Annotated in this window: 15 protein-coding genes and 1 riboswitch; of the genes, 8 read left to right on the plus strand and 7 right to left on the minus strand. The window is 65.2% G+C overall.

The window, feature by feature from the left end:
* Positions 1-501: 501 nt before the first annotated feature.
* The 7 genes from mutL (at position 502) to Q0Y09_RS12320 (ending at position 7,539) form a co-directional block, all read left to right on the plus strand.
* On the plus strand, positions 502-2,436 hold the full coding sequence (gene mutL / locus Q0Y09_RS12290; protein ID WP_297722173.1) for a DNA mismatch repair endonuclease MutL: 1,935 nt from the start codon (positions 502-504) through the stop codon (positions 2,434-2,436).
* Positions 2,437-2,773: 337 nt separating this feature from the next.
* Positions 2,774-3,715, plus strand: a complete 942-nt coding sequence (gene miaA / locus Q0Y09_RS12295; protein ID WP_297722176.1) for a tRNA (adenosine(37)-N6)-dimethylallyltransferase MiaA — start codon at positions 2,774-2,776, stop codon at positions 3,713-3,715.
* 36 nt (positions 3,716-3,751) lie between these two features.
* A complete protein-coding gene (gene hfq, locus Q0Y09_RS12300) occupies positions 3,752-3,991 on the plus strand; it encodes an RNA chaperone Hfq (protein WP_297722179.1) in 240 nt (79 codons plus the stop codon).
* Between the two features lie 42 nt (positions 3,992-4,033).
* Positions 4,034-5,317, plus strand: coding sequence for an HlyD family efflux transporter periplasmic adaptor subunit (locus Q0Y09_RS12305; RefSeq protein ID WP_297722182.1), 1,284 nt, complete (start codon positions 4,034-4,036; stop codon positions 5,315-5,317).
* Positions 5,318-5,345: 28 nt separating this feature from the next.
* Positions 5,346-6,050: a YggS family pyridoxal phosphate-dependent enzyme gene (locus Q0Y09_RS12310; RefSeq protein ID WP_297722185.1), complete on the plus strand. Its 705-nt coding sequence runs from the start codon at positions 5,346-5,348 to the stop codon at positions 6,048-6,050.
* A gap of 47 nt (positions 6,051-6,097) precedes the next feature.
* Positions 6,098-6,577, plus strand: a complete 480-nt coding sequence (locus Q0Y09_RS12315; RefSeq protein WP_297722188.1) for a cell division protein SepF — start codon at positions 6,098-6,100, stop codon at positions 6,575-6,577.
* Between the two features lie 218 nt (positions 6,578-6,795).
* The gene (locus tag Q0Y09_RS12320) at positions 6,796-7,539 is read left to right on the plus strand and encodes a DivIVA domain-containing protein (protein ID WP_297722190.1); all 744 of its coding nucleotides are present in this window, start codon (positions 6,796-6,798) and stop codon (positions 7,537-7,539) included.
* A 133-nt stretch (positions 7,540-7,672) separates the two neighbouring features.
* Here Q0Y09_RS12320 and Q0Y09_RS12325 read toward each other — a convergent pair whose 3' ends face one another.
* On the minus strand, positions 7,673-7,801 hold the full coding sequence (locus tag Q0Y09_RS12325; RefSeq protein ID WP_297722193.1) for a hypothetical protein: 129 nt from the start codon (positions 7,799-7,801) through the stop codon (positions 7,673-7,675).
* Between the two features lie 335 nt (positions 7,802-8,136).
* The gene (locus Q0Y09_RS12330; RefSeq protein WP_297722196.1) at positions 8,137-8,310 is read right to left on the minus strand and encodes a hypothetical protein; all 174 of its coding nucleotides are present in this window, start codon (positions 8,308-8,310) and stop codon (positions 8,137-8,139) included.
* A gap of 130 nt (positions 8,311-8,440) precedes the next feature.
* Here Q0Y09_RS12330 and Q0Y09_RS12335 point away from each other — a divergent pair, with 130 nt between their 5' ends.
* Positions 8,441-8,629 (plus strand): hypothetical protein, encoded by a 189-nt coding sequence (locus Q0Y09_RS12335; RefSeq protein ID WP_297722199.1) that lies wholly within the window; start codon positions 8,441-8,443, stop codon positions 8,627-8,629.
* A 73-nt stretch (positions 8,630-8,702) separates the two neighbouring features.
* Here the strand turns inward: Q0Y09_RS12335 and ileS are convergent, their stop codons facing one another.
* From ileS to lspA, 5 genes are all read right to left on the minus strand, one after another.
* Complete coding sequence (gene ileS / locus Q0Y09_RS12340; protein ID WP_297722202.1) at positions 8,703-11,501, minus strand: isoleucine--tRNA ligase; 2,799 nt, start codon at positions 11,499-11,501, stop codon at positions 8,703-8,705.
* Positions 11,502-12,114: 613 nt separating this feature from the next.
* Entirely contained in the window at positions 12,115-12,927 is an 813-nt protein-coding gene (locus Q0Y09_RS12345) for an HAD-IIB family hydrolase (protein ID WP_297722205.1), read from the minus strand.
* A 15-nt stretch (positions 12,928-12,942) separates the two neighbouring features.
* Positions 12,943-13,527 carry an energy-coupled thiamine transporter ThiT gene (gene thiT / locus Q0Y09_RS12350; protein ID WP_297722209.1) on the minus strand — a complete coding sequence of 195 codons (585 nt, stop codon included), beginning with the start codon at positions 13,525-13,527 and terminating at the stop codon, positions 12,943-12,945.
* Positions 13,528-13,601: 74 nt separating this feature from the next.
* Positions 13,602-13,720: riboswitch (TPP riboswitch) on the minus strand.
* A 345-nt stretch (positions 13,721-14,065) separates the two neighbouring features.
* Positions 14,066-14,989, minus strand: coding sequence for an RluA family pseudouridine synthase (locus Q0Y09_RS12355; RefSeq protein WP_297722212.1), 924 nt, complete (start codon positions 14,987-14,989; stop codon positions 14,066-14,068).
* On the minus strand, positions 14,958-15,452 hold the full coding sequence (gene lspA / locus Q0Y09_RS12360; RefSeq protein WP_297722215.1) for a signal peptidase II: 495 nt from the start codon (positions 15,450-15,452) through the stop codon (positions 14,958-14,960). Before lspA ends, Q0Y09_RS12355 begins: the two co-directional genes overlap by 32 nt.
* Positions 15,453-15,916 lie beyond the last annotated feature (464 nt).

Genomic DNA, 15,916 nt, shown 5'->3' on the forward strand with positions numbered 1-15,916 from the left:
GGCGACAGCTCCCTCAAAGAGGGAGCCACCGGATTCTTCGGCTCCGCCTCAGAACGACAGGGTGCTCAAATGGGCCATATCCCTGTTTTGTGGGGCGCGGCTTCCCAGACGCGCCCATGCGCCACGTCATTCTGTGGGGCGCGACGACCTCGGCGCGCCAAACCACCCCGCCGTAGAGGCGGCCTGTGGCCGCCCGCAAACCGACGCGGTACCACTCTGGACGGGCGGCTGGTAGCCGCCCCTACAAAACCGCCGCAGCGTTGGCGTAGGGGCCGATGTCCCCATCGGCCCGCGCAGCGTGGTCTGTGCCCTGCCGCTCCCTCAGTCGCCTGCGGCGACAGCTCCCTCAAAGAGGGAGCCACCGGATTCTTCGGCTCCGCCTCAGAACGACAGGGTGCTCAAATGGGCCATATCCCTGTTTTGTGGGGCGCGGCTTCCCAGACGCGCCCATGGTCCCGCGCCTTTTCCCCGTCATGTTTCCTTAAGAAAGCTGGTGAACCCATGTCTCACATTCAAGTCCTGGACAGCCATGTGGCCGACCTCATCGCCGCCGGCGAGGTGGTGGAGCGCCCCGCCTCGGTGGTGAAGGAGCTGCTGGAAAACGCCATCGACGCCGGTGCCACCGCCGTCACCGTGGAGATCCAGCACGGCGGCATGACCTACATCCGGGTGACCGACAATGGCCGGGGCATCCCCCCCGCCGAGGTGGAGACCGCCTTCCTCCGCCACGCCACCAGCAAGGTCCGCACCGAGCACGACCTGTCCGCCATCGGCACCCTGGGCTTCCGGGGTGAGGCCCTGGCCGCCATCGCCGCCGTGTCCCGGGTGGAGCTGCTGACCCGCTCGGACGGCAACGACCTGGGGGTGGCCCTCACCCTGGAGGGCGGGGCCGTCACCGGCAGGGAGGAGGCCGGCTGCCCCCAGGGCGCCACCATGGTGGTCCGGGACCTCTTCTACAACACCCCCGCCCGGCTCAAATTCATGAAAAAGGACTCCGCCGAGGGGGCCGCCGTCTTCGCCGCCGTCCAGCGGGAGGCCCTGGCCCGGCCAGAGCTCTCCCTCCGCTTCCTCCGGGACGGAAAGCAGGAGCTCCTCACCCCCGGGGACGGGAAGCTCTCCTCCGCCCTCTACGCCGTGCTGGGCCGGGAGCTGGCCCTGGGCATGCTCCCGGTGAAGGGCTCCGGGGAGGACGCCGTCACCGTGGAGGGCTTCGCCTCCCTCCCCGCCTGCTGCCGGGGCTCCCGGAACTACCAGTTTTTCTTCGTCAACGGGCGGTTCGTCAAGTCCCGGCTCCTCATGGCCGCCCTGGAACAGGCCTACCAGAACCAGCGCATGGTGGGCAAATTCCCCGGCTGCGTCCTCCACGTCTCCACCCGGCTCAACGGAGTGGACGTCAACGTCCACCCCGCCAAGACCGAGGTAAAATTCGTCAGCGAGCGAAAGGTCTTCGACGCCGTCTACCACGCCGTACTGGGGGCCCTGGAGGAGAAGGCCCGCCCCCCGAAGGCCGACCTCGCCGCCCCCGCAAAGCCCGCCGGACACGACGCCGTCACCCCCAACCAGACCTTCCTCCGCCTGTCTGCGGAGACCTATCGCCGGACCGTCCAGGCCCCGGCAGGGGAGGGGCGTCCGGCCGTCTCCCGCCCCGCCGCCGTCCCCCCGGTCCGGCAGACCGGCGGCCTGCCCCTCCACGACTTCGCCCGGCCCGTCTTTTCTCCCCCACCCCCGGTCCGGACGGAATCGGAGCCGGCGAAAGAGGCCCCCGTCCAAAGGGTCGACCTCGCCCAGGAACCCAAAGCGGAAGCCACACCCGTACCGGCAGCGGAACAGCCCCCGGAGCCGGTCCCCGTTCCCACCCCGGAACCCGAACTGGAGCCCTGGACCATCCGGGGAGAGCTCTTTCAGACCTACATCCTGGTGGAACAGGGGGAGCGGGCCTTTTTCATTGACAAGCACGCCGCCCACGAGCGGATGAACTTTGACCGGCTGAAGGCGGCGGGCTATGCCCCCATGGTGCAGCTGCTGCTGACGCCGGTGGTCTTCACGCCCGCCCCCGAGGAGGGGGCCGCCCTGCTGGAGCACGCCGAGGAGCTGGCCGCCTTTGGCTTCACCTGCGAGGACTTCGGCGGCGGGGCGGTGGTGGTCCGCCAGTGCCCCGACTATGTGGACGCCGGGGAGGTGGAGGCCACCCTGCTGGAGCTGGCGGGGGACCTCCTGTCCGCCCGGCGGACCGACCCCGGCGGGGTGCGGGACCACCTGCTGGCCACCATGGCCTGCAAGGCCGCCATCAAGGGGGGGCAGAAGAACGGCCCCGCCGAGCTGGAGCGGGTGGCCAGGGCCGTCATGTCAGGGGCGGTCAAGTACTGCCCCCATGGCCGCCCTGTCTCCGTCGAGCTCACCCGGGCCCAGCTGGAAAAGCTCTTCAAGCGGGCGTAAGGCCAGCGGACAGCTGTGCGGCGCGTCTTTTCGCAGAGCGCGGCTGCCCAGACGTGCACGGAACCACTTTGTATCCTTGGGGCGGGCGCAGCGACCCCGACGCGTCACGGCATCACGGTCCGATCCCGTCATTCTGAGCCAGAGGCGAAGAATCCGTATTCCTACCCCTTGCTGCCGCAAAAAGGACGTGGAAAACGGATGCTTCGCTCCGCTCAGCATGACGCGGGGCGGCGCAGCCGCGCACATGGATGCGCCCCTACATGGTGGTTGTAACGCAGCCGCCCGCCGCACCCCACAGGCGGCGCGGCGCCCTTCTCATCCCTGAAAGGAGGTCTCCATGGAACATCGACCCAAACTGCTGGTGATCTGCGGCCCTACGGCCTCGGGCAAGACCGCCCTGGGGGTGGCCCTGGCCCGGGCGGTGGGGGGCGAGGTGGTGTCCGCCGACTCCATGCAGATCTACCGCCGGATGGACATCGGCACCGCCAAGCCCACAGTGGAGGAGATGGAGGGAGTCCCCCACCACATGCTGGACGTGGCCGACCCGGCGGAGGACTACTCCGTGGCCCGGTACGTCCACGCCGCAGACGCCTGCGTGCAGGACATCCTCGCCCGGGGCAGGCTCCCCATCGTGGTGGGGGGGACCGGCCTCTACATCGACAACCTGGTGGCTGGCCGGGACTTTGCCCCCTTCACCGGGGCCTGGCGGGAGAAGCTCCAGGCCCGGGCAAAGGCGGAGGGCCTGCCCGCCCTCCACGACGAGCTCCGGCGGGTGGACCCGGACCGGGCAGACCGCCTCCACCCCAACGACGAAAAGCGCATCCTCCGGGCCCTGGAGGTGTGGTATGAGACGGGGGAGACCATCACCGCCCACGACGCGCGGACCCAGACCCTCCCCCCCAAGTACGATGCCCTGCGGCTGTGTCTCCAGTTCTCCCGGCGGGAGGACATGTGGGACCGCATTGACCGCCGGGTGGACCTCATGATGGACCAGGGCCTGGAGGAGGAGGTCAGAGACCTCCTCGCCTCCGGCGTCCCCCCCGCCGCCACCGCCATGCAGGCCATCGGCTACAAGGAGTTTGCCGCCGCCCTCCGGGGGGAGGAGACCCTGGCCGACGCCGTGGCCCAGGTCAAGCTCCGCTCCCGGCAGTACGCCAAGCGGCAGCTCACCTGGTTCCGCCGCACCCCCGGCGTCCGGTGGATCACCTGGGAAAAAGAGCCGGACCTGTCCCGCGGGCGACAGGAAGCGACAGCATATATGGAAGAATTTGGTATATGATGGGTGCATTCCAACAGAAAGAGGAGTGTACATACCATGCAGAACCGATTCAACCTTCAGGACACCTTTCTCACCAGGGCCCGCCGGAGCCGGATGGGGGTCACCCTTTTCCTCATGAACGGCTACCAGCTCCGGGGGGTCATCACCGGCTTTGACTCCTTTGTGGTGGTCCTCACCACCGACAGCAAGCAGCAGATCATCTACAAGCACGCCATCTCCACCATCGTCCCCGAGCGGGCGGTGCCCCTGGAGGGGGAGGGGGGCCAGGAGGGCTGACCCGCCGCCGGGGGATGGGCAGAAAAAGAGGATTCTTGACCTATGAAACAGGGCACTCTCATCACCCGCATCATGATCCTACTGATGTTCTTCATGGTGTGCGCCTACCTCATCTTCTCCGCGGTGCGGGGGCTGGATGAGCGGAGCTACACCGTGACCACCTACATCCACACGGTGGACGACGCCGCCGAGACCACCGGACTGCTGGTCCGGGCGGAGACAGTGGTGACCGGGCAGACCGCCGCCATTGTGGACGTCCTCCCCGACCAGGGCGAGAAGGTCCGCGCCGGGTCGCCGGTGGCCTACCTCTACCAGGACGAGAGCGCCCTGGACCGCCGCCGGCAGCTGCGCACCCTCAAGCTGGAGGAGGAACAGCTTCTGTACGCCCTCCAGGGGCAGACCGGCGCCGACGCCAGCCGCCTGGAGCAGAGCATCGTGGACGCCATGGTGGGGCTGCGGACCTCGGCGGCCTACGGCGACCTCACCAGCCTGGAGGAACAGTCCCTCTCCTTCAAGAGCCTGATCCTCCGCCACGGCTACGCCAACGACGCCGGCGTGGAGGAGCTCACCGCCGCCATTGGCGCCATCCAAACCCAGATCCAGGCCCTCCAGAGCGCCGCCGCCCTGGACACCGCCGCCGTGTACGCCCCCTGTGCGGGCACCTTTTCCGCCATGGCCGACGGCTATGAAAGCCTGCTCTCCCCCGACATGCTGGGGGACCTTACCGCCGCCGGGCTCCGGCAGCTCATGACCCAGGACCCCGCCGCCCCCGCCGGAGCGGTGGGCAAGCTCATCACCAACTCCAAATGGTACCTGACCGCCGCCCTCCCCTTGGAGGTGGCCGAGCGGCTGATCCCAGGCCGCTCGGTGACGGTGCGCTTCTCCCGAGACTGGTCCGGGGAGGTGTCCATGAAGGTGGAGCGGGTGGACGAGCCCCAGGACGACGTCTGCCTGGTGGTCCTCTCCTCCACCCGCAGCCTGGCCGACACCAGCATGCTCCGCAAGCAGACGGTGGACATCGTTTTCAGCAGCATCACCGGCATCCGGGTGCCCAAGAAGGCGGTGCGCACCGAGACCGTGGAGGTCACCGACCCCGAGACCGGGAAGACCTCCGCCAAGCAGCTCATCGTGGTCTATGTCCTCACCGCCGCCCAGGCCGAGCGGAAGGAAATTGAGATCCTGGCCGACGACGGGGACTACTATCTGGTCCGGGCCGTCCTCCCCGACGTGCCCACCGACAATCAGCGCAAGACCGCCCTCCGGGCGGGGGATCAGGTCATCGTCTCCGCCGACGCCCTTTACGACGGAAAGGTCATGACCGGCTGAACCAAAGAGAGAAATGGAGGAGATCGCCATGTCACTGGAGGAAAACATCGCCAAGGTAAAGGCCGGCATCGCCCGGGCCGCCGCCGAGGCCGGCCGGGACCCGGAGGAGATCACCCTGGTGGCCGCCACCAAGGTCCAGACCTCGGAGACCATCCGGGCGGCCATCGCCGCCGGGGTGACCGTCTGCGGCGAGAACCGGGTCCAGGAGCTCACCGGGCACCTGGACGACTACGCCTACGACGGCGCGCGGGTCCACTTCATCGGCCATTTGCAGACCAACAAGGTCCGCTTTGTGGTGGGCCGGGTGGACCTCATCGAGTCGGTGGACTCCCTCCGGCTCCTGGGGGCCGTGGAGCGCCAGGCCGAAAAGCTGAACCTGGTCCAGGACATCCTGCTGGAGGTCAACATCGGCCACGAGGAGAGCAAGGGGGGCTGTCTCCCCGAGGACCTGCCCGCCCTGGCCCGGCGGGCCGCAGAGCTCCCCCATGTGCGGCTGCGGGGCCTTATGGCCATCCCGCCCGCTGCCGCCGAGCCCGGGGACAACCGGCGTTTTTTTGCCGCCACCCGCCAGCTTTTTGTTGACATAAGAAGTCAAATAGGGGATAATGACACTGATATAGACTGTCTGTCCATGGGCATGAGCGGCGACTATGAGGACGCCATCCGGGAGGGCGCCACCCTGGTCCGGGTGGGGACAGCCCTCTTTGGTCCACGACCCCCCATGCACCCCTGACTCCGCCGGGGCGGCAGCGCGAGGAAGAAGGAAAGGAAGGTACCGCTATGGGATTCATTGATGAGATCAAGCGCCTGGCCCGTCCCTATGAGGACGAGGAAGACGAGGAGGAGTACGACGACTTCGACGCCCCCGCCCCCCGCACCGAGCGCAAGGAAAAGCTCCGGGACAGCCGGGAGAGCACCGGCTCCCTCTACGCCGTTGAGCCCGAGCCCCGCCGGAGCAACAAGGTGGTCAACATCCACACCACCACCCAGCTCCAGGTGGTGCTGGTGAAGCCTGACCGCTTCGAGAACGCCGCCGAGATCGCCGACCACCTGCGGGAAAAGCGCACCGTGGTCCTCAATCTGGAGCAGACCAACAAGGACATCGCCCGCCGCCTGCTGGACTTCCTCTCCGGCGTGGCCTACGCCAACGAGGGCAAGATCAAGAAGGTGGCCATCTCCACCTATATCATCACGCCCTACAACGTGGACATTCTGGGCGACCTCATCGACGAGCTGGAGAACAACGGACTCTACTTCTAAAGCAATGGCCGCCAGGGACCCGCGGCAGGCGGGACGGCGCATACGCCGTTCAAGCGTTTTGGCCCAGCCAAAACCTTGATGCCGGGCGAATTTACTTCGCCCGAGCAGATGAGATGGAAGGGGTCCCCGCACGATGCGCAGCATCGGGTGGGGAGAACAACGGACTCTATTTCTAAAGCAATCAAAAAAGAGATTATAAAAGCGGGGAGTGACCCTTTATGCTGACGCCGCAGGAGGTCTCTGAGCACGCCTTTGCCAAGGCGGGCTTCGGCGGCTACAATATGGCCATGGTGGACGAGTTCCTGGATCAGCTCACCGAGGACTATACCACCCTCTACAAGGAAAATGCGGCCCTCAAGGCCAAAATGAAGGTGCTGGTGGAGAAGATCGAGGAATATCGCTCCACCGAGGACGCCATGCGCAAGACCCTTCTCACCGCCCAGAGGATGGCCGACGAGCTGGTGAAGGAGGCCCGGGAGAGCAAGGAGACCATGCTGCGCCAGGCCCAGGAGGAGACCCGGACCCAGATCCAGAACCTGCACCGGGAGGTGGAGGCCGAGCAGCTGCGGCTCACCGCCGCCCAGAACGCCACCACCGCCTACGTCTCCAAGCTCAAGGAGCTCTACCAGCATGAGCTGGACTATCTGGGCAGCCTGAGCAAGCTCACCCCGGAGACCGCCGTCCCCGCCGATCCGGTGGCGGACACCGTGGAGGAGATCCAGGCCAGCATGGACCGCATCGCCCAGGAGGAGGTCCCCGACCAGACCGAGCCGGAGGAGGACGACGCCGACGAGCTCCCCCAGGAGGACGAGCGGCCGGGCGGGCTTTACAGCGACCTCACCGCCACCCTTCTGAACCGGGCCGCCGAGATGGCCGAAGAGGCCGAGGACGACGAGCCTACCAAGCGGCTGAGCATCGATCTGGAGCACCTCCAGTTCGGGAAGGATTACGAAATCAAATAAGCACACAAAACCCGCGGGACCGTTTGAAACGGTCCCGCGGGTTTTTGCGTTTTTTGGGGCGCGAAGCATGCGCGGGGAAAGGAACGGGCGCACACACAGGTGCGCCCATGTATCTCGCCACCCCTTCCCGCCGTCATTCTGAGGCGAAGCCGAAGAATCCGTCGGCTCCCTCTCTGAGGGAGCTGTCAGCGAAGCTGACTGAGGGAGTCTCCCCGTAGCGGGGCAGGGCGGAGGAGACGGATGCTTCGCTGACGCTCAGCATGACGCGGGAATAATCCCGTAGGGGCCGACCTGTGTGTCGGCCCGGGTACAATCTCCGGCCCACCCTCATCCGTCATGGCCCATGGCCATGCCACCTTCCCCCTGGAAGGGGGAAGGTCTGCGGGCGCACACACAGGTGCGCCCCTACTGGGGCGTGGTTTGGCGCGCCGAGGTCGTCACGCCCCACAGAACGAGGTGGTGCATGGGCGCGTCCGGGAGGCCGCGCCCCGCAAAATATAGCTTCCCCTTGACGGGAGAGCTGTCCGGCGAAGCCGGACTGAGGGGGTGGGCAGGGCACAGACCACGCCCGATGCCCACCCTCATCCGTCTTTTGCCCTATTCCTCCGTCACGATCTCCCCATGCTCCTGTTCGTATGCCTTCAAATAGCTCTCCACGGCAATACACAGCTGCATGTTGATGGAGCGGCGCTCCAGCTTGGCAAGCGTCCGAATCTTTTTCATCGTCTGGGGATCCAGACGCAGGGAATAGGGTACCTCCTGCACACCCATGGGACCACTTCCTATCTAATAGATTCTAAATATATCTTTATGCTATCATTTAGAATTTCCCATATCAAAGAGTGATTCAGAGTTGACTAGATTTATTAAGAGTGATATTCTGGGCGCAGGGGGTGGGTATATGAAAAGGCAAAGCTATATCAGCATTTCTATGGATGAGGACATGAAGAAAAAGCTGCGGTATGTGGCCGAGCGGGAACAGCGTACTCTGTCCGGTCAGGTCCGCCATCTGGTCCGGCTCTATCTCCGGGAGCATGAAAACCTCTACGGCTCCATCCACATAGAAAAAGAGACGTTCACCAGTCGGTGAACGTCTCTTTTGGTTTACGGATTGCTCGCCAGTGTGCCCGCTGGCTCGAAATGGCGCGGGGCAAGAAAACGGCTCAGCCCTCCACCACGGCGGCGCAGCGGTCGCACAGTTCGGCGTGGTGGCCGTCGGCGCCGATGGAATCGCAGTGGTTCCAGCAGCGGGGGCACTTGGGGGCCTCGGAGAGCTTGACGGCGATGGTGCAGGGGATGAGGCAGTCCTCCGCCTTCTCTCCCTCGATACCGTCGGTGGTGACGGTGACCTTGGAGACGATGCACAGGGAGGCCAGGTCCACGCTGCGGAGGAAGTCGGCGTCCTTCTGCTCGGCCACGGAGAGGGTGATCTCGGTGTCCTGGGCCTTCTTGAAGACGCCGGCGGTCCGGGCGTTCTCCAGGGCCTTGTTCACCGCGGCCCGCACGGAGCCCAGCAGGCCCCAGCGGAGGGTGTCCTCGTCGGAGAGCTTCCACTCCTCCCGGACCTGGGGCATGTCGTTGAGGAGGACGCTCTCGGCATCGGCGCTCTTGTCGTGCGTCATGGCGTGCCAGATCTCGTCGCTGGTGAAGGCCAGGATGGGGGCCACCAGGCGGGTCATGCCGTCCAGGATGTGATACAGGGCGGTCTGGGCGGAGCGGCGCTGGGCCTCGCTGCCGCAATACAGGCGGTCCTTGATGATGTCCAGATAGAAGTTGGACATGTCCACCACGCAGAAGTTGTAGATGGCCCGGTAGACGCCGTGGAACTCGTACCGGTCATAGGCGGCCCGGACGGCCTTCACCAGGTCGTTGAGGGAGGAGAGGGCGAAGCGGTCCAGCTCCATCAGCTCCGCCGCCGGCACGGCATCGGTGTCGGGGTCGAAGTCGCACAGGTTGCCCAGCATGTACCGGGCGGTGTTGCGGATCTTGAGGTAAGCCTGGGAGAGCTGCTTCATGATGTCCTTGGAGATGCGCATGTCCTGGGTGTAATCGGCGGAGGCCACCCACAGCCGGAGCATGTCGGCGCCGTAGTCCTTGATGACCTCGTCGGGGGCCACGGCGTTGCCCAGGGACTTGTGCATGGCCTTGCCCTCGCCGTCCACGGTCCAGCCGTGGGTGGCGATCTGCCGGTAGGGAGCCACGCCGTTCACCGCGATGGAGGTGAGCATGCTCGACTGGAACCAGCCCCGGTACTGGTCGCCGCCCTCCAGGTAGAGGTCGGCGGGGTACTTGAGGTAGGGGCGCTCCGCGGCCACGGCGGCCCAGGTGGAGCCGGAGTCAAACCACACGTCCATGATGTCGGTCTCTTTGGAGAAGTGGACCTTGCCGCACTTGGGGCAGACAAAGCCCTCGGGCAGCAGGTCACGGGCCTCACGGTCAAACCACACGTTGGAGCCGTGCTCACGGAAGAGCTCTGCCACATGGGCGATGGTCTCGGGACTCACGATGTCGGCCCCGCAGTCGTCGCAGTAGAAGATGGGGATGGGCACGCCCCACACCCGCTGGCGGGAGATGCACCAGTCGTTGCGCTCGGAGATCATGGAGATCATGCGCTCCTTGCCCCAGCCGGGGTGCCACTGGATGCCCTCGCAGGCGGCCACGGCGGCCTCCTTGATGGCGTCCACGGAGCAGAACCACTGCTCGGTGGCCCGGTAGATGATGGGGTGCTTGCAGCGCCAGCAGTGGGGGTAGGAGTGGGTGATGGCCTCCTTGGCCACCAGGAAGCCCTCCTTCTCCAGGTCCTCCACCACCATGTCGTTGCCCTTGGCGTAGAACTGGCCGTTGTACCGCTCGTCGGTCATGACGCCCTTGGCGTTCACCGGAACGGGCACACCGATGTGGGTGAGGCCGGCCTTGTCGTACTGCTGGCAGATCTGGAAGTCCTCGGCGCCGAAGCCGGGGGCGGTGTGGACGCAGCCGGAGCCGGCGTCCAGGGTGACGTGCTCGCCGTTGAGGATGACAGACTCCCGGTCAAAGAGGGGGTGCTTGGCGGTCATGAGCTCAAACTCGCTGCCCTTGAGCTCGGCGAGCACCTTGCAGGCATCAAAGTCGATGTGGGCGGCCTTGCAGACGCTCTCGGCCAGGTCCTTGGCCAGCACATAAACGTCGCCGCCGGGAGCCTGGAGCAGCACATAGTCGAAGTCGGCGTTCAGGCAGATGGCGTGGTTGCCGGGGATGGTCCAGGGCGTGGTGGTCCAGATGACGAAGTAGGTCCTGGAGAGGTCGCAGTACTGGCCCAGCTTGCCCTTGTCGTCCTTCACGGGGAACTTCACAAAGATGGTGGTACAGGGGTCGTCGGCGTACTCGATCTCGGCCTCGGCCAGGGCGGTCTGGTCGTGGGGGCACCAGTAGACCGGCTTCATGCCCTTGTAGATGAGGCCCTTCTCGGCCATCTTGCCAAAGACCTCGATCTGCTTGGCCTCGAACTCGGGCAGCAGGGTGATATAGGGGTTCTCCCACTCGCCCAGGACGCCCAGGCGCTTGAACTGCTCGGTCATCTTGGCGATGTAGCTCTCGGCGTACTCCCGGCACTTGGTGCGGAACTGGGCGGTGGTCATCTCCTCCCGCTTCACGCTCTTGTCCTTGAGGACGGCGGACTCGATGGGCAGGCCGTGGGTGTCCCAGCCGGGGACATAGGGGGCGCAGAAGCCCGTCATGTTCTTCTCTTTGACGATGATGTCCTTGAGGATCTTGTTGAGGGCGGTGCCGATGTGGATGTTGCCATTGGCGTAGGGAGGGCCGTCGTGGAGGACGAAGGTGGGCTTGCCCTCGTTGCGCTTGACCATCTTCTTGTAGAGGTCGTGGTCATACATCTCCTGGAGCATGTCGGGCTCCCGCTTGGGCAGCCCCGCCCGCATGGGGAAGTCGGTCTGGGGCAGATGGACGGTCTGGTTGTAATCCATGAGTTTGGTCTCCTTTTTATGTGAATTGATTTTGGATCTTTTGGGGGAAAAGGGAGGGGATACCCCGCAGCCTTCCCCTGGGGAAGGCTGCCCCAGGGCGCACACTGGGGCGGACGCTATCCGCCCCTACGCTCCTGCGTCATCCCGAATATCGCCTTTGTCACCTGAGTATCACCCCCGTCATCCTGAGCGCCAGCGAAGGATCCGTTTCCCCCGTCCTTTTGCGTGACATTAAGGGACAAGGGGACGGATTCTTCGGCCTGCGGCCTCAGAATGACATAGTCTGGGGCCCACCTGTGGACCACACACAAGCAAAAAACGCGCCTTTGTCTCCTCAAGAGACAAAGGCGCGTAAAAACCTCTGCGGTACCACTCTCATTGCCCGGGTGTACCCGGACCGCTCGATGGCCGATAACGGTGCCTGCCGTCCCCGCCTACTGTACGTTCAGCGGGCCGCTCCAAGGTGATCCTCCCGTCCCCTCGTCCTCCGCCTTTCACCAGTACGGCGGCTCTCTGTGCGGCGATGGGGGCGGTACCTGTCCTTTTCTGCGCGTTTTCCATATGCGAGAGTATCTTATCCGTTTCCGGGCCATTTGTCAAGCCCCGGAAAGGCTCAGCCGCCGTAGCGCAGGTCCAGGATACCCACCACCTGGGCCATAAAATCCTCCTCGCAGGGGTTGAGCACGGTGGCCCCCCAGTCCTTCACCGCCTGGGCGCAGTTGCCCGGGGCGAAGGGGATGGCCGAGGCCGAGAGCATGGGGATGTCGTTCTGGTTGTCCCCGGCGCAGTAGATGTGCGCCCGGTCGATGCCCAAAAGCTGGGCCAGCTTGAGGACCATGCCCCCCTTGTTGGCCGTCTTTGCGGTACACTCCAGCAGCACGGCATTGGAGAAGATGGCCTCGTATCGGTCCCCCCAGCGGTCCCGGATGATGGTCTGGGCCCTTTGCAGAGTCTCGTGGTCGGCCTGGATCACCGCCTTGCTCCAGGGGGCGGGCATGTCCATCAGGTCCCGCTGGGTCCAGGTGGTCTTCACCCGCTCCACGTGGCGCATGGTGTGGGCGTTGGGGCGGTGGATGTAGACGTCGTCCCCGTGGTAGCACTCGATGCCCAGCTCGGGCATCTCCGCGCTCAGCGCGGAGAGGTCGGCTGCCGCCGTTTGGGGGAGGGGCAAATCCACCACCACCCGGTCGGCGGCAAAGTCGTAGAGCACGGCCCCGTTGGAAAGGACCACCGGGGCATTGATGGGGACGGTGTGGGCGTAGGGGGCAAAGGTCCGCTTGGCCCGGCCCGTGGAGACGGTGAAGACACCGCCCTCGGCGGTAAAATACTCCAGCGCCGCCCGGTTGGCGGGGGAGAGGACGCAGTCGTCCCCCACCAGGGTGTCGTCAAAGTCGCTGGCCAGCAGCACGCCGCTAAATTTGCCCACACAGATCACACCTTATCAGATCAGATCGCTCCCCGCGTAGTATTTCTTCATGGGCACGTACAGCAGCGCCGCGATGGCCAGGGCCAGCACGGTGTTGGGGAGCATGTAGGAGCCGTTGTAGACCAGGGAATAGAGCTCGGGGTTGTCAAAGACCGTCCCCAGCACCTCGGTGGGGGCGTAGATGCGGTAGATGGTGACGCCGCTGATGTAGTGGATGGCAAAGCGTCCGGCGCAGCCCAGCACAGTGCCGGGGAAGATGCCCCAGGCCCTTCCCTTGAAGAGTCCGGCCAGGCCCAGAGGGGCGAAGGCCAGCAGGTAGTCCAGCAGCATGGACTGCCAGCCCAAGGCGTAGGCCCCGTCAAAAAGGAGCTGCAGCAGGCCGAAGGCGAAACCGGCCAGCAGGCCGTCCCCCAGGCCCCAGCGCAGGGCAAAGAGGAGGACGGGGAACATGGCCGGGGTGAGGGAGCCGCCGTTGGGCAGCTCCAGGAGCTTGATGTAGCTGAGGATCTGGGCCAGGGCCACCATAACGGCCCCCTCGCAGAGCATGCGGGTGGCGTTTTTCCGGCGGGGCCGGGGCCGGACAGTCGCGGTGTTTTCCATACGAAGTTCTCCCTTACAAAAATGTACCGCAGCGCAAACCTGAATACACTGCGCAATGCGGTACGGGAGAAACGACGCCAAGTCGAATCATCTTCCTACGCCGGCATTACCCGGATCAGGTTCAAGGGACCGGGGGAAGCGCTATTCCCCTGCATCTCAGCCGGACTTGCGTCCAGCGCCCCTGTATTCGATTTGTCCTGCGGTCTGACTCATTTTATCGCACCCGGCGGGGATTGTCAAGGAAGGGGGGAGGCCCTCCGCCCCTCTTCACTCTTCACTCTTCACTATTCACTATTCACTCTTCCCTTTCATGTGTGGGGCGCGCCTGTGTGTGCGCATCCCTCCTCCCGCGTCATGCTGAGCGGAGCGAAGCATCCGTCACCCCCCCGTCCCTTTTGTGACAACGGGGATGCGGATTCTTCGGCCTTCGGCCTCAGAATGACGGAGGCGCAGAACGCGGCGCCGCTGCCCGGTATTCCCTCTATCGCGGGGCGCGGCTTCCCAGACGCGCCCTTGTTGCTGCGCTGCAACGTGGCCCTCACAGCCGCCCCCGCTCCAGCCTGTCCAGCACCGCCGTGAACCAGTCGGGCAGGGGACACTCCACCGTCATGGTCCCCCCGGTGCGGGGGTGGACGAAGGTGAGCTTCCGGGCGTGGAGACACTGGCCCGCCAGCCCCGGAACCGGCTTTTTCGCCCCGTACACCGTGTCCCCCAGCAGGGGATGGCCGATGGCGGCCATGTGGACCCGGATCTGGTGGGTCCGCCCCGTCTCCAGCCGGCAGCCGACGTGGGTATAGCCGGGATACCGGCCCAGCACCTCCCAGTGGGTCACCGCCGGGCGGCCATTTTTCCGGTCCACGGCCATCCTCTTCCGGTCCACTGGATGGCGGCCAATGGGGGCGTCCACGGTGCCGCCGTCCTCCCGCAGCCCCCCCACGCACACCGCCTCGTAATAGCGGTACAGGGAGTGGTCCTGGAGCTGCTCTGCCAGGGCCAGATGGGCGGCGTCGTTCTTGGCGGCGATGAGAAGGCCCGAGGTGTCCCGGTCAATGCGGTGGACGATGCCGGGCCGCAGCACGCCGTTGATTCCGGAGAGACTATTTTGGCAGTGATATAACAGTGCGTTGACCAAAGTGCCGTCGGGATGGCCGGGGGCGGGGTGGACCACCATACCCACCGGCTTGTTGACCACGATGACGTCGTCGTCCTCATAGACCACATCCAGGGGGATGTTCTGGGGCAGCACCTCCGCCGGCTCCGGGTCCGGAAGGGACAGGGCCACCACATCCCCCACGGCGGTGCGGGCATTCTTCTTCACGGCCCTGCCGTTGCACTTCGCCGCCCCCTCCTCGATGAGCCGCTGGGCCGCCGAGCGGGTAAGGCCCTCCACGCTCCGGGAGAGGAACTGGTCCAGCCGCTCCTCGTCCCGGTCAGCTGTCAGCAGAAGGTCCGTCCTGGCCATGGGGCTCCTCCTTTTTCTCCAGCTTGTCGTAGTAGAAGAGGAAGTAAATGCAGAAGGCGATGCCGCCGCAGACCACGCAGATGTCGGCCACATTGAAGACGGCAAAGCGCATAAACTGGAGGTTGAACATGTCGGTGACGAAGCCAAAGAGGGCCCGGTCAATGAGGTTGCCCACCGCCCCGGCAAAGACCACCGTCAGGGAGGTCACACCGAAGGGGTGGCGGATCACCCGGCGCACCAGGGCCGCGGCGATGGCGGCGGCCACCACCGCCGAGATGACGGTCAGCACCCAGGTGTGGTCGGAGAAGATGGAAAAGGCCGCGCCGGTGTTCTGGACGTAGGTGAGTTCCATCAGGCCGGGGAGGAAGGGGACGGAGGTCCCCAGGGGGATATTTGCACGGACCAGGTACTTGACCACCTGGTCGGCGGCCACCAGGACCGCCGCGAGCAGGGCATACAGCATAGCGGTTCAAACTCCTTGTCTCCGGCCCGCAGCCGGCGGGATGACCGAAAAAGAGCCGGTACTTATTCCCCCTCATTATATCAAAATCCGTCTGCTTTACAATCCCGTTCTTCTCCCGCCCCTCCGTACGCCCTTTCCCCCTTGACAAAAATCGAACATTTGTTGTATAATCGAATCGAACAAAAGTTCTGGAAACTTTTTGGCCGGCGGGCACGTCTAAAGAGGAAAACACCGCCGAAGAAACCATAGGGCAGCGGCAAAAGTCCCAACAATGGGACCCTGGCTGTGGTAGGCTTGGAGCATAGGAGGGATCAGGGTATGCAGACCATTTATTATGAGACGGAACACTTCATCCGGCACCGGGGGAACCTTGTGGATCTGGCGGCCTACCGCCGGAAGCTCTCCGCAGTCTCCGGCGGGGACCCGGTCTCCGCGCCGGAGGAGCCGGCCCCCCTGCGGGAGAC

It is taken from the genome of Intestinimonas sp., from assembly GCF_026169115.1.
Lineage (GTDB): Bacteria > Bacillota > Clostridia > Oscillospirales > Oscillospiraceae > Intestinimonas.